The organism is Microcoleus vaginatus PCC 9802, from assembly GCA_022701275.1.
Classification (GTDB): Bacteria; Cyanobacteriota; Cyanobacteriia; order Cyanobacteriales; family Microcoleaceae; genus Microcoleus; species Microcoleus vaginatus_A.
The window spans coordinates 1,697,369-1,721,447 of record CP031740.1; the positions used below are offsets into that span (position 1 = coordinate 1,697,369).

Below are 24,079 nucleotides of genomic sequence, written 5' to 3' on the forward strand. Positions count from 1 at the left end.
AGCGATCGCCTTCTGCCAAAATCAAAATTCAAGCCTCCAAAATCGATCGATGCAGCCATTTCAAAACTGCATCGATGAGATTCGGATGGTTAGGAGAAAGGCGTTTTACATTGTCGCATGGTCGATCGGTGATGATTGCGATCGTGCCTCCAAAAGCACTCAGTGCAGTTAGAAAAGGTTCGCTGAATTCGCGATCGATTTTAGAGTTGTAGAACACCAACGCAACTCGTTTTTCTAGGTTTCTCAAATTCAGTCGCCAATAGGCTTTGAGCAGTGGCATAGTTGTGGGTGTTCCTTCTTGTCGTTCTGGACAACCTTGCTCTACCATTTGGATGTAGATATCAGTGGCAGGATTATCTGGAGGGTTAAATTCGCTACCATCAATACAAATCAGTTGTACTGCTCGATTGAGCATTGGGTCGCTGACAATTGCAGAACGCAGGACTTCTGGAAATTCAGCAAAATTGAGGAGTTGAGTAGTGTTGGAGTTGCTAACTAGGATGTTGTCGGATACTTTTGCATTTATAGTAAATGGTTGACGGTGCCATGCACTATAAAACTCTGGATAACTCATTGTTTGGGCGCACTGCCAGATCACTCCATAGCAATGGAAATATCGATCGACATCATCTTTGTCAGTTTGCCTGTATAGACAATTTCTTAGTCCTCTAACTACCAATGGGAACATTTCATACTGAATCATTTTTGTGAATTTTAAAGTAACCATGAAACAGGCCATATCGTCTTCACTATTACAAAGTAAATTAACTAGAGATTTTGCAATAAATTCTTTAGTTGATTTAAGTTTCTTATATTTAGAGGACTTTAACATCTGTTTAAATGTGTATTCATTGTAGTCGCTTTTTGTTAAGTGATCTAAAATTTTAATAACATTCAAACTCTCATTTTTTATTGCCAGTTGAACTTTTATAGGCTCACCTTTAGATGGTAAACCATATACTAATGAATGAGCAAAAGAAAGAGCCTCTTGCTGATCCATACCCCTGGAAACTTCCCTTGCAGTGTAAAAACTGATTACATTTTCCAGAAGGTCTTCTGCTAATTTGTTTCCTGGGTCAAGCTTAGTTAATATCCTAGCAGCTTCATGGGTATTATCCGCATTTTCCCGAAGACGAAAAGATTGATTTCCCAATGTAATTTTATGTTCTTTTTCTTCACAAATTAATTTGGTTAATAAATTAATTGCTTTCAGGCGATCGGTTTTTTCAACTACTTCTCTAGCGGCATTTTCTACACAATAATGCAATTCTTCACCGATGTTACTAAATCCGATTTGAAACAGTCTCTCCACGATTTCATCTGCTCGGTCATAAGTTGTAAATTCAGAGATTGCACAAGCAGCCAAAAAATAAGCTCTGTAGCCATAAAAATTCTCAATACCACATCTATCATTAAAATCTGTTAACAAATCAATAAACTTATCTCTGTTTTTATTGTTGTTTCCAAACCATAATATAATTACTTCTTTCCACTGCGGTTCAAAAATGCGATAAATACCTTCATCTGGATTATGAGGAACGTGATTTAGGAAAAAATGCCAATCATCGATCGCCAAGGCAGCAAAATATTCCTGGAATGTAGGATGAAAGAATGCGTAAACAGGTTCATCTGTTGCAGCTTCTCGATCTACTAAGTTCAGCCAACCGAGATCCCAGGCTAATTTAAACAGCCTATCACCCATTTCTTGCTGAATTAAACTCAGTGGCAACCGAAATCTAGCATCGCTATCCAATCCTGCTATAGACAAACGACCGAGGGCTTGATGTAATTCTTCTCGCAAACCTGGTTGAGTCGCCCAATCAATAACCGTTTGGGATGGTTTCCACTCATAGAAATAGAGGACAAAGTGTTGATATAGTTCGGCTTTGGTTTCTGGTAATTCGACTTGCTTATTTTGGCTGAATATTTGACACAGTAGAGATAAGCGAAGCGGATTTTTTACGAGTTGGCGGATGCGTTCCTTTTGGGGCTCTTGCAGCTTTTTCTGTAACTCCTGTCCCCCTTGAATATTTTTTGCTTCAGCAAACCACTGCTGAATAAAATCATCTACTTGCTCTTGTTTAAACTCCTGAGTTTTGTAAGTATCAAAGCCTGTGAGGGGATTGTTGAGACGGGCATCCCAAACATTGGTTCGACAGGTCAAAACAACCCGCACATTACCCAACCAATCAGTAAGCTGGTTTCTAATTTCCTCTAAGGACAAACAACTATTCGCCCCTACAGCCATTTCATCAACACCATCAAGTAACAGCCACACCCCACCGTGACGCAACCGTTTCTGTAGAGATGTTTTGTGAGACTTCTCTACATCAATATCAGGATAAACCAGAGCCATAGCTTCCAGTAACCATTCCTGAAGGATATAGTCTTTCAGTGTCTTTCCTTGCAAACTTGCCAGCGCAATGCAAATCGGCAAATCTTGATTATTTTCATGAATGTGAGTAGCGATTTTATCTAACAGCGTTGTCTTTCCTGCTCCTGGTTCGCCGACAATAGCAATATGCTTATTTTTTCCAGTAGGGTTTTGTCCAATAACGTCAGTCATGAATTCATCATGCTCGTAAATTCGGGTAACAACTTCCGGTTCTAATTGATGTAACAGTTCCATAGGCACATTGCCACTGCGACGCTGCTGCTGTTTCCGTTCGATTAAACCTAGCGGTACAAAAACATTGATTTCAAATCCCTGTTCAGTTGCCTTACGCCTAATTCGCTGTTCTTTTTGCTGTTCCTTTAACATTTGTTGGCAAACTCGCTGCCAATCAATGTCAATGTTTGGCTGTGGATCTCGCTTGGAATTCTGCAATTTGGAGTCATGTTCGGCAATAAAGTTTATGGGTTCAAATTCTAATGCTTTAAGAATTGAGATGACAGTACCGCGATCGCGTGGCGTACCTTCAAGAAAGCGTTTAACCGTACTAAGATGCACATACGCCTGCCTTGCAAGGTCTTCTTGAGACCAACCTCGTTTATCTGGATTTAGTGGCTTCTCCAATTCAGCCATCCGTTGACGAACTTTCTCCAAACCTGCGCCATCAATCCGAACACTGCGAGATGCCATAGTTTGACTCATTCCTAACAACTAGAGTGGATGAAATTGAGAATTTTGCATCAGTTGCATAGCCCGCCAAGGGTTTAAACCCCTGGCTCATAGCGAAAGTCCTCTAAAAGAGGACTAAATGCTGACCCAAAAAAGCGCTCTTCAGTCCACTTAAGTGGACAGTAGCTCTTAGCCGTGGACTTGAGTCCACGGCGGGACAACACTACAGGCGCAAAATCTCAATCCAAACTATCCCTAGCATAGTCAGCATCAAGTTTCTTGACCAGTTCAGATCAGTTCACTTTTTTCTGAACCGTTTTGCTCTGGAGAAATCCAGTTGACTCCAATAGGCTTGAATCATTAGCACTCAAAGGTTCAGCTTATGACAGCCTTTCAACTCAGCCTTTTCCCAGACGAGCCACCCACTCCCCTCGACTCCCTTAACAAAAAGAGAAGAGTAAAACTGCCATCCCAACCAACTGTAATAGAGCAATCCTGCACAACCCATAGAGCCGCACAACTGCTGGAGGTATCCACGACAACTCTCTACCGCGCTCGGAAAGAAGGCAAACCTTACCAGAAGGGCGCTTGGACTGCCACCGCTCTTGGTGCAAACGCTTGGACAGTCATCTACAACCCCTTTAATTCCCACTAACCCTAATCGGAAATAAAACTAATGCTCTACGCCTTTGACTATGACAATTCTTTGTCTTCATTTCCCCAATTCCAAAGCGGAGAAATTATCAACGAGTTAGAAACGATCGCTATCGATATTCTAGAGATGATTTTAGGTGATCGCTTCCGTTACTGTCCCCAAGTTCCCCTAGAAATCATCTGTTCTCGTCGAGAAACTTTCACCCGTCTTCCCATTGAACTTTGGAAATTTTGGGTGAGTTCCAGAGTCGATATCGCCTTGATGGAACGCGGCTGTGGTGCTAGTCGCAAAGCCAAACTGGTGATAGAATGTCAATCTCATTGGCACGATCGCCCAGAGGTGCAGGTGCGCGATCGCAAAAAAGCCCGACTCCTTGCATCTGTTGGCGTTCCCTTAGTATACCTGCGACAAATCGATCTCGATCGACGCTTCTATCGTTTCTACACTCCCAATGGACAAAAAGAAGTCTTCTACAACTCAATTACCCAACAAGGACGGACAGAACTGGAAGCATTTTTGCAACACTATTCAACGCAGTTGACAGTTGACAGTTGACTCTTAGACTATAATTTTTCTGTGTAAGTCCTGTAATTAACACAGGACTTACAGACGGCATCTCTCCTAATCGAAAATCAATAATCGACAATGGTATTACTCCCACTCGATCGTTCCCGGCGGCTTAGAAGTAATATCGCATTTTTTGCTCTGATCTACTGAATACCTTGTACCACATATAGATGGAATATGCTGGATGATTAGAAATACCGATCGCAACTAGGACAACGGTACAACATGGGTGGGAATTTAGCAAACAAGCTTTACTTTCTAAAATGTTAAAAAATCTGCCTTGCGGACATTTTTTAAATATAAGTTAGTGGCACAATTATCTATCTTTAGCCCTGGACGCCTTAATACCTTTATAATCGATTTTTTACTATTATGAAAGGCTAATTATGCAGTTTGTTTGTCCCTCAAACCCCGCTTCTGGAAACCCGTGCGTCCAGGAGTATATCTTCCTTTACAAAGGTGACTTGATTCCGATTTGTGGTATATTTTCTGGGCGAGGGGATATTTTAGGACAATGTTCGATATGAAACGTTTAAAATTAAAATCAATGCTGGCGGCGGCGATCGCGATCGCCTTTTGTTTAATTGCGATCGCCAGCTACGCCCAAGCCAACAAGACTTTAACACTGGCGACTTCCCCAGACTACCCGCCCTATGAATTTAAAGATACGGCTGTTAGCGGCAACGAAATTATCGGTTTTGACATCGATATTGCCAAATATATTACTAAAAAATTGGGCTACGAACTGAAAGTAATTGGCATGGACTTTAACGGCTTAATTCCCGCTTTGCAGGCGGGCAGAGCCGATTTTGTGATGGCTGGAATGACTCCCACAGCAGAAAGGAAAAAAAATGTTGATTTTTCTGACCTTTACTACGAAGCTCAAAATACAATTGTCGCCAATAAAGGCAGCAATTTGACCAAAGCTGAAGATTTAGCCGGGAAAAAAGTAGGCGTTCAACTCGGAAGCATTCAGCAGGAAGCTGTGAAAAAAATGGCCGGGGTGCAACTGGCTGCTCTCAATAGGATTCCTGACATCATTCAAGAAATTAAATCGAACCGCCTCGCGGCGGGAGTGATCGAGGATACTGTCGCTACGGGTTATGCTGCAGCGAACCCGGACTTGGAATTTAACACAATCCCGAATACTGAAGAAAGCGGTTCGGCGATCGCCTTTCCCAAAGGTTCAAGATTAGTTCCAGAATTCAACCGAGTCCTCCAGCAAATGAAAGCCAGCGGTCAAATTAAGGAACTAGCTACTAAGTGGTTTTCTCGACCAATTCCGCAAGAACCTGCTCAAGCAAATCAGCCTGCGGTAGCGTCCAAGTTCGGGTTAGATTTTGGAAAAATCGAGCCGAGTTTGCCTTATATTTTGTCCGGGATTTGGGTAACGCTAACTTTTACCTTGCTGTCGGCATTTCTCGGATTTATCTGGGGAATCGTGCTGTCTCTATTTAAGATTTCTAGCATTAAACCGCTGGCTTGGTTCGGTACTGCTTATACTTCTATTTTTAGAGGAACACCGCTAATTTTGCAGTTGACTTTAGTTTATTTTGCAACGCCACAGCTTACGGGCTATAATATATCGGCGCTGCAAGCTGGCGTAATTACTTTTTTCCTGAATTCTGGGGCTTATATTTCCGAAACAATCCGCGCGGGAATTCAAGCCGTAGATAAAGGTCAAAAAGAAGCCGCAGAATCCCTTGGCGTTCCCTACAAACTGATGATGGGCGATATTATCTTGCCGCAAGCGTTGAAAAATATTTTGCCTGCATTGGTGAATGAAAGTATTGCTTTGCTGAAGGATTCAGCTTTAGTTTCAGTAATTGGCGTAGAAGACTTGCTGCGCCGCGCTACAATTGTGGGAGCAGAAAAGTATATTTACTTTGAACCTTTGATATTTGTCGGCGCAATTTATTATTTGATGGTGCTTAGTTTAACTTGGGGGGCAAATGTACTCGAACGTAGACTCCAAAGTAGCAGTTAAGGTCGATCGCCTGTATAAATCTTTTGGCACTCTGAAGGTTTTGCGCGAGATAACTACTGAAATTCATAAAGGAGAAGTGATTGCCATTATCGGCCCTTCGGGGTGCGGCAAATCTACTTTTTTGCGGTGTTTGAATTTACTGGAAATTCCGACTTCGGGAAAGATATACATTGATGGGGTGGATATTACTTTGCCGAAGGCAGATATTATGAAAATCCGCCAGAAAGTGGGGATGGTTTTTCAGCATTTCCACTTGTTCCCGCACATGACTGTGCTGCAAAATGTGATCTATGCGCCTGTAAAGGTGAAGCAGGTTGAATCGGATGAGGCACGTCTGAAGGGGTTAGAATTGCTGGAAAAAGTGGGTTTGTCAGATAAGGCAGAGGTTTATCCTTCTAAGCTTTCGGGGGGACAAAAACAGCGGGTGGCGATCGCCCGCTGTTTGGCTATGGAACCGGAAATTTTGTTGATGGACGAACCGACTTCTGCACTCGATCCAGAAATGGTTAAAGAAGTGTTAGATGTGATGAAAGCTTTGACGAAAACGGGAATTACAATGGCAATTGTAACTCACGAAATGGGTTTTGCGCGGGAAGTCGCCCACCGGATCTTGTTTCTGGATGGCGGAAAGGTGGCGGAAGATGTGCCGCCGCAGGAGTTTTTTAGCAACCCGAAGTGCGATCGCGCCAAGCAATTTCTGGAAAAAATGCTTTAATTCATATAATAATTAGAGTTTTTAACCGCAGACGACACAGAGTTAGAGGAGAAAAAGACTGTTGCGGTAGGCTGCGTCAGGTTGGAGAGGCTCGATCGCCACGGAAAGTATAATAATGTTTATCCGATGATTAACGTGGTAATTCTGTTAGAAAAATGAGAGAATTCTTTGAATCACCTGGGTATTAAAATCTTTCGGAAAGCGGTCTCTTTCCTGAGCGTGATCGAGAAAGAAAGTCTTGGGATAATAAGCAAGACCGGCTTCCATCTCGCTAATCTTTTCTAATAAGGGTTCGATCTGATCGATTTTGTCGGGATGGCGATGTTGGATGAGAGTCGCAGCATTCCTAAAATGCCGCCCCTCATCCTGCGTCACCAAATGTCCTACGCGAGCAAAGCCGTTCCCATAGTGTTGGTAGAATTCCTTAATATCCCGGTGATAAGACCACACGGAACCCATTTCGTCAAACATTAAACCAACTAGAATGGTGAATTCGTTCTCAATCAAAAACGAGATCGGTTCGAGTTCATGCACCCGACTCTGGTTTTTTTGGTCGATCGCCTCTGGCGACAAACCTGATACCATGTGATAGACCTTACGTAGAGCAACGTAGTGCCGTAATTCGTCTTGCAGCCAAAGTTCGATCGCACTCATGAATTCTAACGAGAACTCCGAACTGCGAGATAGCAGATGCTCGTAGAGTGGCTGACTGTCTCCCTCAGAGAACACATCTCGGCTCAGGAGATCCATAAATCCAGCCTGAATTGTAGGCGCGACTTCGGGAATTTTCAACTCATCGGCAATAAATTCATCTACACTCCACTCACTGCTAAGAATCGGAATTCCCCGGACATGATGAGTTTGTAATTTCATAGTTTTTCTGATTAGAATTTAAGTATTCACCAGACGATCGCTCACGATATGCGGAACAATTAAGCAATGTCGTCCGGTGATCGGATTGGTATCTCCGCGCAATACGATGCCGGATGGAGTATCGCCGACAATCCAGGAACCTACGACGAAGTGGTAGCCAAAATATTCGGGCAAGGGTTGATAGGACTGAATAATGAATCCTTCGCGATCGTAGCCCATCGCCTCACGGGCGTGAACGGCTCCGGCAACAAAATCGCCTGTTTCAATAGAAACCCCAACACCTTCTAGACCGACGAGGGGCTTTTTGACGTGCATTTGGGTCAGTAATGCTGTGGATTCGAGCGAGATAGTATCTGTGAAGAAAGTGGGTAGCAAGAATTGAGCGTACACTGGGTGGTTGCCAAATAATTCCCACATCCATACCATCGATCCTTTATTGCTTAAAATCTGTTTCCACAGCGGTTCAATGATTTTCACGTCCCCTGCTATCAGGCGCGATGCTAGGGCTTCATCTGCGTTAAAGGATTGGCTGGCGAGTTGCAAATCCAGCCAATCGACGATTTTCCACAGCCGCAATATCCGATTATTGAATTGATCAACAAAAAATCCTTCTTCATCAACGCCCAGATGGTTACGCAATCCTACAAGTTGGGTGAAAAAGCGATCGTTTCCCAATTCTTGATTAATAATTTCCACCAGTTGTCCTGCCATCTCGGTATCTTCTGACAGATGCTCGTCAATTAACAAGCTCAGACCGAACTGCTTTAAATCATAATGACGACTTAGAGTGCGGAATCGACCCGCAACTTCGTCCCAAAAGTTGTTGAACTGATTGGCATCGTTGGGAAGCGATCGCAAATCTCGGCTTGGTTTTTTCATGTCATCTAACCACAGCCATTGATAGACTGTTTCTGCACCCAAGAGAGGAGTTTCGCCGTTGATTTCTAGAAGGCTAATTTTTCCATCTTCAGTGACGGCAAGATCGAAACGGGTATAAAGAGACATATCTTCTGCTTCGTCAACCCGATCCCACGAAACCTGAATTGCTTCCCAGAAAGCAGGGGGAATAGCGAGTTTTTTCATCCGATTTTCTAGGCCATCAGCGGTGAAAAACCAGTCCAAAAACTCCCGGCACATATCCCAAAGAGCCTCAGTAGCATCCCAGATCCTCGCCTCTTCCTGGCGCGAAAACATCACCCCAAAGGGACGGTCTAAGGCTTCTGCCCAGTAGCGTTGGTTGATGTCTGCAAGAGGCTGACATTGGTAGGCGTTCTCTAATACGTGCTGCTGCCAGTTGCGCCGTCGCTGAAACAAAAAGGGATACATGGATGAAGCACCTTGCTAGTGGTGTGGAACTCAAGGATCTACAAAAACAGAGAAAAAATAGTTGTGGGATGAATGGCCGCTCAAAAATGCTTGCATCACTTGCCTCCGTCTCCCAAAGAACCCGTGGAGCGGACAGCATTACCAAACCTCCCTCGTCCTTTGATGGTTCCCTGAGCTGCGTGGCCTGGGGGGCGATTTGGGGTGTCGCGACTGGAGGAAAAGGAGGGAGAATCTAGCGGTATGCCCTGTAGGGGACGAGTAATCTGGGTTCTATCTGGAGTTACAATTCCGATGTTGGAGCGGTAAACGGGTTGCACTGGATAAACCCTGTAGGAGCCGCTAGAGCCGCCGTTGACCACTGTTGGAGGGGCATCATCATCGACATCATCAGTGAAATAGAAGCCGCCGAAGTCTGGTCGCCATCCGGCGGTAGCAACGCTGGAATTCGATACCTGCGAGCAAATGCTTGCTGTGTCTTCTTGGCATTCTGGCTGCGTGCGATACACGGGCGTAATGCGTTCGTATTCCTGCATTGCGTACCGGAACTGGGCCTGACACTGCTCTTTGGTGAACCCGTTGCTTTGGTTCATCGCATCTACAATACATTGCTGTTCGGATTCGTAGTAGCGTACTTCGTTGCGTTGGTGCAACATGGTATAAGCAAGATAGCCTAATCCACCGATCGCTAGTACACCTGATGTAATTAGAAGGTAACGAATTGTTGTCGTTCGATTGTTGTTATGAGTCATGGCTAACCGGAGGTTAGAGTCATTATTTCAAAGAACCTGTAATGTGATGAATTTGCTGCCACTGAGAGGATTGGATTTACACGGTCAGCCAAAGTTCAAGTAATTTACCTAAGTCTGTGAGTTGGCACTCACGACTTTGACTTTGATTATAGCTTTTACTACATTGCCCGATTCAGGGATTTCTCGAACGCAGCAAATTATATTGCTCCTATATTTGATTTCAAATTCGCCTTTTTTGACTGCGCTGATTTCGCTGCCGATCGAGCTTTGCCAAAGCAGCACCGGAAACATCCGCCAGAATGCTAATTATCCGATACAAAGCCACGGCACTCAGAATTATACCCGTAGAAAAGCGATCGGACAGCAGGGCGATCGCCGTTGCTTCAAATACTCCCATTCCCCCCGGTGCACCCGGTACGACTAAACCGACAACAAACGCAAAACAAAAAGCACCGAACAAGTTGGGAATATTGCTAAAGTTCACCGGAGTTAAAGCCGTTACAGTTAGCAAAAAACCGCAGCCCCGCAATCCGATAAAACACATTTGTCCGATTAACGGCACTAAAGGATAGCGTTTAATTGGCAAATTAATTTGGCTGTGGGACTTGACAGGAAATGTTTTTTTAGCTATCTTGGAAGTAGACTCTGTAGTAAAATTTAGTTGATCCTCCGCAGCCTCCTCAGCCTGGGAATTTTCCCCATTGTTCTTGGATAACTTCAACCGCTCTACAAAGAGAACGATCGGATTTAAAATTCGGGGATGAATCGCCGTTAAAATAGCAGCACAACCGACAATCCGCAAAAACCAATTGATTTTCTCAAAACAAATCAACCCTATCAGCACGCCCGCAGAAGCCATAAGCAGCGGTTCCAGCAACACGCTGAGAGTAGCAGCTTTCGGGAAAATTCCTGCTTTTTTGGCTTCCAATATTCGACCCCAAAAATGCCAAATATTCCCCGGCAAATACTTGGCAATATTAGTTTTGAGAAAAACTTGAATCGCCCAGGCGGCAGTTACAGGTTGGCGGAATTCCCGCAAAATCAACATCCACACCCAACCGACAAAAATTAGAGACAATAAAGTGACGCCGAGGGCGATCGCCAGCAACGGAAAACTTTCGGCTCGAATTTGGATATTCGCGACTTCTCGCCAGTGAGTTAAAAAAGCTTTGGCAATAAATAAAAACGTCCCGCCCAAAATCAAATAGCGCAAATAAGGCTTTAAATGCGACTTCGCGATCTTCAAAAAATTCTGAATTCGATGCAAGTGTGGTTTTCCCATTTTCTGATCCCGATTTTGAATTTGGGATTAAGTTATACTGTTTTAGATTTTATATTTGAGATGGGCTAAGGCGGAATTGTGGTTGATTTACACGGCATGATATGACGGAATAAATCTGTTTAACCTAACCTATGCAGACTTCTACAGACTGTGCGTAATGCCCGCCTTACAGACTATTTAGGGCGTTTTTAACCACAAATTTAAATTTAAAATCTAAAATTTAGATCGATATACCTCGCTAGGAGTACATTTCTATGCCCGGCCCGAGCCCTGACGGTCTTTCCTATCTTTTAGATGATAGCCCCAATAGTTTCGCCTTGACTCCGGGCTTTTTGACTCCTTATCCTAACGGATTTTTTGCCCTTGGCGGCAACGATTTTATTATCGGTTCGTCGGATGCCGATCGCATCAGCGGCGATAATGGTAACGATCGCATTCTCGGCGGCAGCAATTCCGATACCCTGTTCGGGGGTGCCGACAACGATGTACTTAACGGCGGTGTCAGCAGCGACATCCTGTTTGGCGATACCGGCAGCGATACCTTGCAGGGAGGTAAGGGAGATGACGCCCTCAACGGTGACTCTGGCAGCGACGTTTTAGTGGGCGATGGCGGCAAAGATATGCTGACAGGGGGTTTGGGCTTCGATGCCTTTGTCCTCCGCAGTGACTCCGCAGTCACCGATCCGGCTGCTGCAGACGTTATTACTGACTTTAACAGTTTTGTGGATTCGATCGGACTGACTGACAACCTTACCGAAGCTGACTTGATCCTCGAAGAAATCTCGATCGCCCCCGGTATTTCCAATACATTAATTAAAATTCGCCAATCCAATGCTATTTTAGGCTTGGTAGCCAACGCATCTCCACAAGACCTCGCCGATACATTCATCTCTGCAACTACCGTATTGGGCAACCAACTGGATCAAGCTCGCGATTTAGGCGTTTTGGGCGACACTCAAACGATCGCAGACTCGGTTAGCAACGCCCGGCCAGACAGCCTTTACCGCTTTACTTTGCCTGCAAATAGCGACTTTAAATTAACTGTCAGCGGTTTGACGGCGGATGTTGATGTTGCTGTGATTAAAGATATTAATGGCGACAATTCTATTGACTTCACCGATATTATTGCTTCTTCTCAAGAATTGGATTTATCGCCGGAGTCGATCGACATCGACGGTTTAGCCGCAGGAACTTACTTTGTCCGAGTTTATCAATACCAAGGCAGTACAGATTTCACCCTAAATCTGTCTGCAACTCCTGCAACTGTTTCTCCTAACAATCCGAGCAACTTGCAAGGTTTTGACTCTCGTTTTGGATTAGGTTTGGTAAATGCAGCGGCGGCAGTTGCTAACGCTCAAGGTACTGCACCGTTTCCTGACGTTCCCGACTTGGGCGGCGACGAGTGGGGCAGAGATTTAATTAAAGCTCCGGAGGTTTGGGCCCAGGGCTTGACTGGAGACGGAATTGTGGTGGCAGTTATCGACAGCGGAGTTGACTACAATCACCCGGATTTGACGGGGAATATTTGGAGTAATGCGGGGGAAACCGGTGTTGATGCGATCGGTCGCAATAAAGCTAGCAACAGGGTTGATGATGATGGCAATGGCTTTGTTGACGATTTCCGAGGATGGGATTTTGTCAACAACGATAATGACCCGATGGATGATAACAATCACGGCACTCATATTTCGGGTTTAGTTGCTGCGAAAAAAGATGGGGTTGGGATTACTGGAACGGCTCCAACTGCGAAGATTATGCCTTTGAAAATACTTGATGGCGCAGGGGTGGGCAAAATTCGGGATGAAATTAATGCCATTAATTATGCGGTGGCAAATGGAGCGAAGGTGATTAATGTAAGTTTGGGCGGCCAAGAGTTGAATTATGAAGAATTGAATACGATTCGAGCCGCTGAAGCTCAAGGCGCGATCGTGATTTCGGCGGCAGGAAATGATGCTCGCGCCCAAGCAGATTATCCGGCTCGGTTTGCCAATGAGGTAGGAATTGCTGTCGGTGCTGTTAGCCGAAATGGCTTGTTTGCGGATTATTCTAACCGGGCGGGTTCGGAGGCAATTAATTATTTTGTTGCTCCGGGCGGCGACGGTGGCACGACGGGTTCTGGTGACGTTTATTCAACTGTGTCGCTTTCGGAACCGGGGATTCCCTATCAATATTTTGCGGGTACTTCAATGGCAGTGCCACAAGTATCCGGGGTGATAGCTTTGATGTTGCAAGCTAATCCGAGTCTGACTCCTGCTGATATTAAGAGGATTCTTGCAGAAACTGCGAATCGAGCGGTTTGAATTCGATCTGGTGCGATCGATCTACAATCCTCAATCTTATACCAATTATTCACTGTAGGGACAGGGCAATGCCGTGTCCTACTTCCCGCGCCGGACATCGCATTGCCCTGTCCCTACAGACGCTTCCGTACAATCAATCTGTATCACTACTTTTGGGAATTGGTATTAAAAATTGGCGGCGTAAGTTAAGTCAAATTGGCGGCACAGGGTGATGCAGCAGTAGCTTGGTCGATCGAATACTAACTCGTAATTCATGTGGCCGTCTATTTTGGTGATCGGCTGCTTTAAGGGGATGCCCTGAATGTCGTATTGGCGGCGTTCTAAGGCACTCCAGTCGATAATTTTGAAGTCGATTTGGTTCTGCAACTCAGTTGCGATCAGATATAGGTGCATCTTGTCTTGAACTTTCCCAGTCAAGGGAACTTTTATTAACACTGACTGGGTGACAAGGGGTTTTTGGTCGTTGGGATGCTTCTGGGTGTGGCAGCTTTTGAGTTCTATATCGTAAGGTTCTACCTTGAATTTCTCTCCACTGGCGATCGCAGATGAGTGCAAATCTTTCAGGCACTTTTCTAGGTGAGGAATCAGCCCTAAGTCTGGATCACACAGCAGTTTACGAATGTTGGAGGTTTCAGTGGCTGTCATTGGAGATTTTTGATGTTATTTTTTGATTCTTAACTTTTAGCTTACCACGAAAAGCAAACCTATCGAACTCTACTTGGGACATAGTTCCGAAAATACCGTTTATGGTCAGTATGTCGCAGTTAATAAGACATTTATTTTTTGGCAGCAAACCCGTGTTTTTTGCCTTAATGTTTTAGATTATTTTTTGGTAATTTTCCACAGATTAAGCTCGACATTAGGGTCAGCCGGATCTATTTGATAGTTTTGTTGCTGAATTGCCGATCGCAAAGTAGAGGACGGTCTGTATAAAAACAACTCACTGAAACCGCCGGGAACTTGCGGGGGTTGGGGTTTTTTCTTTGCCAATTCTCGATTTTTGTAGCAAGAAGTGTAACAGCGGGGTTCTATTAGCAGTTTGACTTTTGGTTCTAGGTAATAACTTAAAGGCATGATATGTGCGATATTGGCATCGCTGATAATTAGGGGATTGCTGGCTTGATTGACAGTCCCAGCTACTTCTAAGGCACGCAACCAACCGCTGCCTTTATTCCACCAAATGTCTGCTTGAGAACTAACTCCACCGGATATAATACCTGCGGAAAAAACTGCCACTATAACTATTTTCCACAGTTTTTGCTGTTTTAACTTCTCCAAATTGTTACTAATTTTCGCCGACAGCAGGTAAGCCACTGCTAGCTGAATTCCCACATAACAAGGAACTAAATATCGCGGATTTGCCGATCGCCTTCCACCCTTGATTAGATCAGGTACTGCTAAAAACAAAGCAGTTGTTGCAATTAATAACAATACAATCAACCACACTCGCTTTGGTGTTTGTCGGTATAAAAAATAAAGGGCATAGCCGACTAAAGCTAGAACCATGATACCAACTGGAATTAGCAAGGCTAGTTGTGTGGCGTTGGCAGTTCCATCAATGCCTATATCAAAAAATGCTATGCTGAGGGAACCAACCCACCTGCTGACTAATCTTAAGTAATTTGTTTGTTCTGCCCATACTGTTGTGCTTCTAACTTGATTGAAGTTTTCTACAGTATTTATGAGGGAAGGCATGAAGCCGATCAAAGCGATTAAAGCTGCTACATAATAGGAAATGAATGTTTTCACATCGCGCCAGTTGGCAATAACTGCGACGTAGATTGCGTGGGCGGCAGCGACGCAGACAAATAACAAGTGGGTGTACAATCCCAGTGTTGCTGTGCCTGCATAAAGCGCCCAGGAAAGAACTAGGGCGACAGGATTTTGATTTTCGTCAGAGCGCATTGCTCGCAGCAAGGCTGCACTGGATAAAATAGTAGTTACTGTCCACAAACTGTACTGTCTTGCTTCTTGGGCAAATATGATATGGTAGGGAGAAATCGCGAAAAGTGCGATCGCCATCCACGCTACTGCTGAAGATTCAAATAACTCCCAAGCCAGCCAATAAATTGCGGGAAATACTAGCAGGCTAATCACGGCGGCCAAACTTCTCATTGCGGCAACGGAACTGCCGAACCATTGCGCCCAATATCGCGCTAGTACGTAATACAGAGGGGGGTGTTGGGGGTCTTCTGTTGCTAAAGAATTCAGGGTATCCCTTACAGTTTTTTCGGAATTTATCTGCTGATATTTTTGTAAATCAGCAGGCGAGGTTATTTTCTGGTACGAAATTTGTTTGATTATTTCGGCTTCGGTGTAGCCCGAAACTCTCAAAGAAGTATATGTTTCGTCGATCCAGTAAAATTTGCGATCGAGATTGGCGAATCGAAATAAAATGCCTATGACTAATACGGCGATAATTAAAAATCGCAGCCACTTGTCCAGTGAAGGGTTATGAGAATTTAGTCGATCGCGATCTTTCGTAGATTCCATTTTATAACTAGCTAATCTCGCACAAATTTTTTCTGTTACCCCACCCGTAAGGTGCGCTAGGCGCACCCTACTAACTTAACAGCCAGAGAGAGGACTTCAGTCCTCACTACGAACAAAGGAATGATTAATCATCCACTCCTTCAATCGGCGCAAAACCCTGCCGCTGAATATTTTCGGTTATGGTGCGGGGTTCGAGGAATTGCAGCAAATAATCCGGGCCACCTGCTTTAGAACCAACTCCCGAAAGTTTGAATCCTCCAAAAGGTTGCCGCGATACCACAGCGCCGGTAATTCCGCGATTGATGTACAGATTTCCGACTTCAAAATCCGATGCGGCTCGATCGATATGCGAAGGCGTGCGAGAATACAATCCGCCGGTTAAAGCAAAATTCGTGCCGTTAGCAATAGCAATCGCTTCGCTGAAATTTTTTGCCCGCATCACCGACAAAACTGGGCCGAAAATTTCTTCTTGGGCGATAGTTGCTGTCGGGGATACTTCCGTAACAATGACTGGGCCGACAAAATAACCGGTTTCCGGTGCCGGCATTTCTAAAGCTATTTTAGCTTCGGCGCGGCCTGTTTCGATGTATTCGCGGATGCGCGAATGGGCATTTGCATCGATCACAGGGCCAACTTGAGTGCCGGGATTTTCTGCTGGGCCGACATTGAGCGATCGCGTCGCTTCTACCAATCTTGCCACAAAATTATCGTACACGGATTCGACCACAATTACTCGCGAACAAGCGGAACATTTTTGGCCGCTATATCCAAATGCCGAATAAACTACGCCTGCAACTGCTTGGTCTAAATCCGCACTTTCATCGACAATAATTGCATTCTTTCCGCCCATTTCTGCAATTACTCGTTTCAGGTGTTTTTGTCCAGGCTGCAAAATCGCAGCATCGGCATAAATCTGACACCCCACTTCCTGAGAACCGGTGAAAGTAATCATGTGAACGTCAGGATGTTTCACCATGTAAGCGCCGACGGTTGAACCTTTGCAAGGCACGTATTGAAATACGCCTTTGGGAATGCCAGCTTCCAGCAAAATTTCTGTAATTTTTGCTGCAATTACTGAGGAAACCTCCGCAGGTTTGAGCAAAGTACAATTACCTGCAACCAGCGAAGCAACTGTCATGCCAACGGGAATTGCGAGGGGGAAATTCCAAGGCGAAATGATTAAAGAAATTCCACGTGGCTGATAGCTATAACGGTTAGTTTCTCCGGGAATATCGTAATTTTTCCCTTGGTCTAACCGTTCCATTTCGTCGGCGTAGTAGCGACAAAAATCTATAGCTTCGGAGACTTCGGCATCGCATTCTCTGACAGGTTTGCCGACTTCAAACACCATCCAAGCTGACAGTTCGTGCCGCCGCTGTTCCATCAACTCAGCGGCTTTGCGGAGGACGCCTGCACGCTGGCGGACGGGGGTTTTCCGCCAACTGGTAGAGGCTGATTTTGCTGCTTCAAGGGCTTGTTTGGCCTGTTCTTCGGAAAGCAATCCGATTTTGCCGACTACTTCTGTGGGATTGGAAGGGTTGAGAGAATTAACTGTTGCTTCAGTATTTTGGTACTCGCCATTGATTAGGGGTAAATAGGTTTTACCTAAGTTAGCCCGCACTGATTTGATCGCTGTTTCTGCTTGTTGCCGTAAGTTGGTATTGGCGTAGTCTGTATCGGCAACGTTGGGAAATACTTTGCTGTAAACTAGCTGATCATTTCCGTTAGCAACGGGTGCGGCTAACAATTGTTCGATCGGCATTTCTTCGGAACTTTGCCGGATGAAAGAACTGTTGGCGGTATTTTCCAGCAAACGGCGGATCAAATAAGCCATTCCCGGCAGCAAATCGCCGTAGGGACAGTAGACTCGGACGCGATAACCCCGATCGACCAAAAGCTTAGCCAATTTGTCGCCCATGCCATACAGCACTTGCATTTCAAAGCGGCGGCGCGGTATATTGAGAGTTTCGGCAATGGCGATCGCCCTCGCTTGCGATCGCACATTATGACTGCCAATAGCTGCATACAAATATTCGTGATTTTCTAGCAGCAACTGCGTCATCTGCTCGAAATTTGCATCGGTAGTAACTTTGTCATTGTAGACCGGCTGTGGCCAATCTTTCTGCATCGCTTTGATAGTTTCCTGATCCCAGTAAGCGCCTTTTACCAGACGCACTGTTACCGGATTTCCGCGTTTTTTTGCCCACGCAATAAGACCTTGCAAATCTTGGGCACTGTCGCGCAAATATGCTTGCAATGTAATTCCAATATCCGTGCGACTGCGAAACTCTTCTTCTAACAATAAGTCTTTGAGAATGCTCAAAGTCAAACTTTTGTAAGCATACTGTTCCATGTCGAAATGAACTGCCGCTCCCAATTCCTTGGCGCGGCGCAGTAACAGACGAATTCTCTCGCTTACTTTCTCCTCACTACCTTTAGCATCCAACGGGTCAAACTGAGAATAAAAAGCTGTTAATTTTACGGATACTTGCACTCGTGGCAGAGTTTCGCCGTCAGCTTTGTCAATTGCATCTACTTGCGGCCAATTCTTCGCTGCATTTGCGAGTTCCTCCATCAATTCCAAATAGCGGTTAAGATAAATTTGCGCCTCAGTTTCAGTAATGACAGCTTCCCCCAAAAGGTCAACTGTAAAACCCATTTTATCTTTACGGAGCCGCTCTAAGGTTTTAATTACCTGCTTGATATTTTCCCCAGAAATATACTTGTGCGCCAAAGTTTCCACAGCAGGCGCAACCGTCGTCGCAGCCAACTGACCGGGAACCGAATCAGGGCTAGCAAAGTTGAGCAATTTTTTCAATGCTTCAGGCAATTCTACCTCTTGGGCGGTCAGGTATTCTTGCAGGTGGCGGGCAATTTCCGGCCGGCTGCGGAGAGCCGGCAAACAGTCAATAAATCGAAACAACTGCACCCGCAGTCCCGGGCTAGCCATCGCCCAATCCATCAGTTTGTCGTCCCAGCGCATTTGGTCTTGGAGTTGCCCGAAAAAAGAGCGCTTTTTCTCTTGAGTTGCCCGCAGGATTTCTGTGGCAATTTCTTGAGTTTTTGCTTCGTAGATGCTTGGAGATATTTGTGCAACCATTGGTAATTAGTAATGGGTAATTTGTAATTGGCAACCAGGGGGGGTTTATGTATTGTGTAACTACCCCCTGATACAATTATAGTTGCTATTTAACTTCAATTTTAACTTGGTAGTTTGCTTGGCGATCGCCTGAAATTTCAATAGTATAATCGCCGCTACTGGCTAGTTGCCCTTGCCACTGACCTGTACTGTCAGCAGTACCTAAGTTTTCACCGTTAGGAGCAATAATTGCTGCGCTAACTTGACCTTCTTGAACACTTATTGTCATGCTTTGGCCGCTATTGCACTCCAGTAAGTAGCGCCTGGATATGTTGGCTCGCAAACTATTGCTCAGAGTAGTTCCCGTAGCACCAGCTTGAAAGTAAACTCGCTCGGTTACAGGGGTTTCAACCACAGCGGGAGAAGCAGAAGGAGAAGGCAACGGCAACGGCGACGGTGACGGCGAAGCAAGTTGGGAAACGCCCGACACAGAGGGTATTTGAGTGGGACGGGGCGACGGATAGATTGTGGCGGGCAGTCGAGTTCCAGGTGCTGGGGGAAGTCCGGGCCGACGGTTGGCGGGCGCTGTTACGACAGGGGGAGGGCTTTCGGGAAGGGGTACGTCAGCGGGTAGTTTGATTTGAAGGTTCGCTCTTTCCTGATACATTCTCCACGCTAGCAAACTGCCGACACTAAGGACAGAACCGACTAACATTCCGCTGAGAAAAACTGCTAAGATTTGCCAGGATCGAGCTGGTTTTGGTTCGGGGTTGGCAGTTGGAATTGTTGGAGGCGGATAACTTGCAAGTTGAGTTGTTGCCGGCGCGCTATCGGCGGCAATGGGAATTGTTTTGGCTTCGTGGCTGGGGGTTGAAATATTTTCGGGCGCGACAATTTCTGCGGGAGTTTCTACTGATGCTGAAGCTGCATCGCCACGGGCAATTTCACTGCGATCGAACTCATCACTGGCAGTGGAAATTGTTTCCGGTTGCTGAGTCAAAATTTGTTTTTTTTCCTGTTCGTCGCTCATGGGGCTAAATTTATTTTACAAAGACCGCTTTTAGACATTTTACGTTACTGGTGCGATCGCCTGCACTGAAATTATCTAGGAGAATAAAGAAGGCACGACACGGATACACGGATTAATTATCAAGCGTTAGGCCAAAGTTAGAATGAAGATTGTTCATCTGCATACAAACCTGCCATGATATTAGTCTATATTATAGCGCTCAATATTATAGCGCTCCATCTTTTTACTAATAAGAATAAACAAGTGAATTAATTTCCTATAAAGCTAAGGCTAATGGGGTGTTGATACCTCGAAATCGTTAAACGATAGAACCTTATAAGATGTGCCTGCTAAAGCTCTGACTAGCTTTTGGTCAAGAGTTAGCAAAGGCGAGTCAACTTGCTGTGAAAGAGCAACGTAACTGCCATCATAAGCAGAAATTCCATAATTTAAGGCGATGTTTGTTGCATCTAAAATCAATTCAGCAGTAGATACTGCACGCAAGGATAAAGCTCTAAGATTAGCTAAATCTGTTGGAACATCGGCAGCAGCGTAAAGTCCAGCACGGACATACTTCCAGATAATATTTGCACACTCAATATAAAACAGATCGGGTACAAATATTTCAGTCTCTGGAATTTCAAGATGGGTAAACAATTGAACGACTTTAGATGAGAGCGGATCGGGGATAAATTGCTTAATCCCCACGCTAGCATCGACTACGCACCTCACAGGATTGGTCCTCTGTCGCGATCCTCTCTAATTAAAGCGGTACTATCTAGTATCATCCCCATATTCGCCGGACGAGACTCGCGACGGCGGCTGATTTCTGCCAATAGTTCTGTTACAGACTTTTTACGTTTTCCTGAGAGGGGTTTTGTCTCTGTTGATAACTCGGCTTCTAAAATGGCGATCGCAAACGCGCTAATCGAGCGGTTTTGAGCCGCGGCTAACTCTTGCAGTCTCGCGTACAATTCCTCTGGTATATTTTCTATTTGCAGGGTAGCCATCTGTTAAACTCCTAGCATAGTTTTCCTAAATATTAGCATAGGCAGGCGGGTTTAAGAGATAGTTACTTTTAAATATAGATTGTTGGTAAAACCCACCCATTGTATTTTTAAAGAGGTATCTTGCGATTTACCTTTGGTTGGGGGCGGGTTTATGAGATTGTTAGTTACAGGCGCGTATTGTTGGTAGAATCCGCACCTACAAATTCCCCATTCCCGATTCCCCATTCCCGATTCCTCATTACCAATTACCCATTAGTAATTATTAGGCAAAGACTGCCAAAAAGGTCGCTCTTCAGGCTTCCTCACAGTATTCGTCGCCGACTGCACGTTTCCTTTCAATTCTTGATAATACCTGTCATCCAGAAAACTAACGCTGACGCCAGCAGGAAGCAGCAGTTGGCGCAATCTTTCCTGAGTGTAATCTACACCGTCAATCATTGGTCCGCGCGGATTGGAAACTAACAATTTGCCGTTAACTGGCACCGAATTGACCATATTTGGCGACCAAGCATAACCGCTGTAGCCAAACATCACCGGAACTTGAATAATTTGGTCGTCTTTGAGTAAAAACTCTCTTTTCAACTTCTCTATAATCGGATTAAGTTTCTGATTTTGCAAATAGAGATTGTGTTGAATTAAAGCACGGTTTTGCAAAGCGGCGCTGACAGTTGTTTGAGTGCTCAAACCACGATTAAGCGTCACATCGCCGTAACCTCTTCCCTCCAATTCTTCCAACAGCTTAACTCCGGCTGCGGGACTGGCGATCGCCATTACATATTGTCCGGGAGTTTGAGTGGGAATAAAATTGATAATTTCATCGACTTGGCGAGTCAAAAGCCAAGAAGTATCAATATCCACTGGCGGCCCTTGAATTCTCTGAGCTTGAATAAAATCAAGTACCTCTGGATTAAAACTAGCATTTCCCGAATTCCCGTAATAAACTCGACCCATTGGGTGTCCGGGAATCGGCGGTGTCACCTGCAAATTTCCGTATCCCTCAGACCACTGACTTACAGGGTCTAAAGAACGAGGATTGCCAACTTTAAATACTTTCAAATCCCGGTTTTGAGTTGATTTAACAGGCGGGTTTTTCTCTGGGCCGCTATTGCTTTTTAGGGCTACATTAAACAGGCGTATATCCGATTTTTCGGGCAATTGAACGTAGCCGTTTTTCTGGGTATCTTGCATCCAAGTGTGATCGCCCTGGAGAATTTTTACTTTAGCGCCCGTGGGTTCTACTGCTTGTTTTAGTTGCGAGATAAATTCGCTGTTTACCGAGCCTCTGTCGCTGACCTGAACTTCGGTTACTGGTGCTGTATTTGGCGGTATCATCCAAGGACTAACGCCCATTTGGATTGTTGTGGAGGCGATTTCTTGACCGTTGTTTTGGGCAGTTGCTTTGAGATTAACAGTCCCGTTCCAATTGCGATCGGCAAATTGTTTGGCTTCCACACCTAAAACAATATTTGTGCTGAAAACTAGAGGTTTAGCACCGGATATATCTACAGGTTGCCAGCCGTCGCCCGTCTTCTGAAAAACGCTGATGTGAGGGCTAGCAATGCTGTCAGCAGTGATAAATAACTGAGAGGTTTTGAAGTTTTCCGACAGTGTTAAGTTAACTTGAGAAAGCATTGCTGCACGGCGGGGAGCGCTAACTTTGGTCTGTTTCCAAGTCGGTATCTTGCCGCGATCGTTATTGCGATCGTTAAATAAAATTAGCGCGCCCTTGGACAAAGACCATTGTTCTTTTCCGGCTTCGTCTTGCTCGTTAATTTGGCCATCTCTGTTGGTATCTCCCGCAAAGAAAAAGTTCGGCGGCGACGCAGCCGGCGTAACTGGGGCGGAAGTTGGTGTTGCAGTTGATTCAGGAGTTGGTTGAGAAGTTGCTTGCTGATTTCTCTCTAACTCTTGTCTTTCAAGTTCTTTTCTGGCTAATTCTTGCCTTTCAAGTTCTTGTCTTTCAAGTTCTTTTCTGGCTACTTCTCGCCTTTTAAGTTCTTGTCTTTCAAGTTCTTTTCTGGCTAATTCTTGCCTTTCAAGTTCTTGTCTTTCAAGTTCTTTTCTGGCTAATTCTTGCCTTTCAAGTTCTTGTCTTTCAAGTTCTTTTCTGGCTAATTCTTGCCTTTCTACTTCTTTTCTGGCTAATTCTTGCCTTTGGAATTCTTGCCTTTCTACTTCTTTTCTGGCTAATTCTTGCCTTTCTTGCTCTTTTCTGGCTAATTCTTGCCTTGGGAATTCTTGTCTTTCTAGTTCTTTTCTAGCCCGGTCTTTTTTCTCTTGTTCTTTTCTCTCTATTTCTCGACGAGCAAATTCTTTTTTCTCTTGCTCTTTGCGGGCTCGCTCTCTTATCTCTTCTTCCTCGGCTCTCACTTTCTCAATAGAACGTGCAACTTGCATTTCATAGGTAGCGACACTGAGGTTTCCTTGGTATTCGATGGTTTTGTCGATCGCCCCATCGGCAAAAAAAGAATCGTGAGGAATGAGTCGCAGTGTATTGATAGCCAACTGCCACAGCCGCTGGGACTGTTCCCAAGTAGCAGAAGAAGGATTAGAAGTGCGTCCAATTAAGACTGCTTGGGCGGCTAATTTAGCAGCATCGTCCCAATTATATTTGGCTCTTTCTTCTATTTGAATCTGACTTTGAACGTTTTGGAGTTGCTGCGTCAGAGTTTGAGATTGCTGACGGTGGATTGCTGATTTCCAAAGTTCTGCCGGAAACGGGGCGCTGTCGGGAGTTTTGGCAAGGTTATCTAATTGTACTTTCAGCCGATCGCGCAATTTGTAGAGTTCGGAAAGGGATTGCGGAGTTTCGGCCTCTGGCTGTCGCCCAGAGATTGCGAGTTGGTAGTTTAGGGAAGGTTGAGCCACTGTTGTGGGGACTGCAACCCAAATAATACCGATGACGACACCGAAAGCATTGACGATCGTGATCGCAATATATTTAACCAAGCGCATATAGTTTATCCTCAGACA

General features: G+C 45.0%; 15 protein-coding genes and 1 pseudogene. 4 read left to right on the forward strand and 12 right to left on the reverse strand.

Annotation, left to right across the window (positions count from 1 at the left end):
- Positions 1–28 precede the first annotated feature (28 nt).
- A complete protein-coding gene (locus D0A34_07060) occupies positions 29–3,094 on the reverse strand; it encodes an NACHT domain-containing protein (protein UNU18666.1) in 3,066 nt (1,021 codons plus the stop codon).
- Between the two features lie 643 nt (positions 3,095–3,737).
- On the opposite strand from D0A34_07060, the gene D0A34_07065 reads away from it, so the two are divergent.
- The 3 genes from D0A34_07065 to D0A34_07075 all read left to right on the forward strand — a co-directional run bounded on the left by D0A34_07065 (position 3,738) and on the right by D0A34_07075 (position 6,985).
- On the forward strand, positions 3,738–4,271 hold the full coding sequence (locus tag D0A34_07065) for a DUF2726 domain-containing protein (protein UNU18667.1): 534 nt from the start codon (positions 3,738–3,740) through the stop codon (positions 4,269–4,271).
- A gap of 535 nt (positions 4,272–4,806) precedes the next feature.
- Positions 4,807–6,270, forward strand: a complete 1,464-nt coding sequence (locus D0A34_07070; protein ID UNU22205.1) for an ABC transporter permease subunit — start codon at positions 4,807–4,809, stop codon at positions 6,268–6,270.
- The gene (locus D0A34_07075) at positions 6,236–6,985 is read left to right on the forward strand and encodes an amino acid ABC transporter ATP-binding protein (protein UNU18668.1); all 750 of its coding nucleotides are present in this window, start codon (positions 6,236–6,238) and stop codon (positions 6,983–6,985) included. The genes D0A34_07070 and D0A34_07075 overlap by 35 nt, the downstream gene beginning before the upstream one ends.
- A gap of 147 nt (positions 6,986–7,132) precedes the next feature.
- Here D0A34_07075 and D0A34_07080 read toward each other — a convergent pair whose 3' ends face one another.
- From D0A34_07080 to D0A34_07095, 4 genes are all read right to left on the reverse strand, one after another.
- Positions 7,133–7,858, reverse strand: a complete 726-nt coding sequence (locus D0A34_07080) for a hypothetical protein (GenBank protein UNU18669.1) — start codon at positions 7,856–7,858, stop codon at positions 7,133–7,135.
- A gap of 18 nt (positions 7,859–7,876) precedes the next feature.
- Positions 7,877–9,184: a glutathionylspermidine synthase preATP-grasp family protein gene (locus D0A34_07085; GenBank protein ID UNU18670.1), complete on the reverse strand. Its 1,308-nt coding sequence runs from the start codon at positions 9,182–9,184 to the stop codon at positions 7,877–7,879.
- Positions 9,185–9,279: 95 nt separating this feature from the next.
- Entirely contained in the window at positions 9,280–9,933 is a 654-nt protein-coding gene (locus D0A34_07090) for a DUF1190 domain-containing protein (GenBank protein ID UNU18671.1), read from the reverse strand.
- A gap of 220 nt (positions 9,934–10,153) precedes the next feature.
- Positions 10,154–11,215 carry a UPF0104 family protein gene (locus D0A34_07095; protein ID UNU18672.1) on the reverse strand — a complete coding sequence of 354 codons (1,062 nt, stop codon included), beginning with the start codon at positions 11,213–11,215 and terminating at the stop codon, positions 10,154–10,156.
- Between the two features lie 254 nt (positions 11,216–11,469).
- Here D0A34_07095 and D0A34_07100 point away from each other — a divergent pair, with 254 nt between their 5' ends.
- On the forward strand, positions 11,470–13,515 hold the full coding sequence (locus tag D0A34_07100; protein ID UNU18673.1) for a peptidase S8: 2,046 nt from the start codon (positions 11,470–11,472) through the stop codon (positions 13,513–13,515).
- Between the two features lie 165 nt (positions 13,516–13,680).
- Here D0A34_07100 and D0A34_07105 read toward each other — a convergent pair whose 3' ends face one another.
- The 7 genes and pseudogenes from D0A34_07105 to D0A34_07135 all read right to left on the reverse strand — a co-directional run bounded on the left by D0A34_07105 (position 13,681) and on the right by D0A34_07135 (position 24,061).
- A complete protein-coding gene (locus tag D0A34_07105; GenBank protein ID UNU18674.1) occupies positions 13,681–14,160 on the reverse strand; it encodes a hypothetical protein in 480 nt (159 codons plus the stop codon).
- Positions 14,161–14,337: 177 nt separating this feature from the next.
- Positions 14,338–16,074 (reverse strand): annotated as a pseudogene (locus D0A34_07110) (hypothetical protein).
- Between the two features lie 58 nt (positions 16,075–16,132).
- A complete protein-coding gene (gene pruA / locus D0A34_07115; protein UNU18675.1) occupies positions 16,133–19,108 on the reverse strand; it encodes an L-glutamate gamma-semialdehyde dehydrogenase in 2,976 nt (991 codons plus the stop codon).
- 85 nt (positions 19,109–19,193) lie between these two features.
- Positions 19,194–20,117 carry a hypothetical protein gene (locus D0A34_07120; GenBank protein UNU18676.1) on the reverse strand — a complete coding sequence of 308 codons (924 nt, stop codon included), beginning with the start codon at positions 20,115–20,117 and terminating at the stop codon, positions 19,194–19,196.
- A 270-nt stretch (positions 20,118–20,387) separates the two neighbouring features.
- Entirely contained in the window at positions 20,388–20,828 is a 441-nt protein-coding gene (locus tag D0A34_07125) for a PIN domain-containing protein (protein UNU18677.1), read from the reverse strand.
- Positions 20,825–21,106 (reverse strand): hypothetical protein, encoded by a 282-nt coding sequence (locus D0A34_07130; protein UNU18678.1) that lies wholly within the window; start codon positions 21,104–21,106, stop codon positions 20,825–20,827. The genes D0A34_07125 and D0A34_07130 overlap by 4 nt, the downstream gene beginning before the upstream one ends.
- A 252-nt stretch (positions 21,107–21,358) precedes the next feature.
- Complete coding sequence (locus tag D0A34_07135; GenBank protein ID UNU18679.1) at positions 21,359–24,061, reverse strand: protein-arginine deiminase; 2,703 nt, start codon at positions 24,059–24,061, stop codon at positions 21,359–21,361.
- Positions 24,062–24,079: the final 18 nt, after the last annotated feature.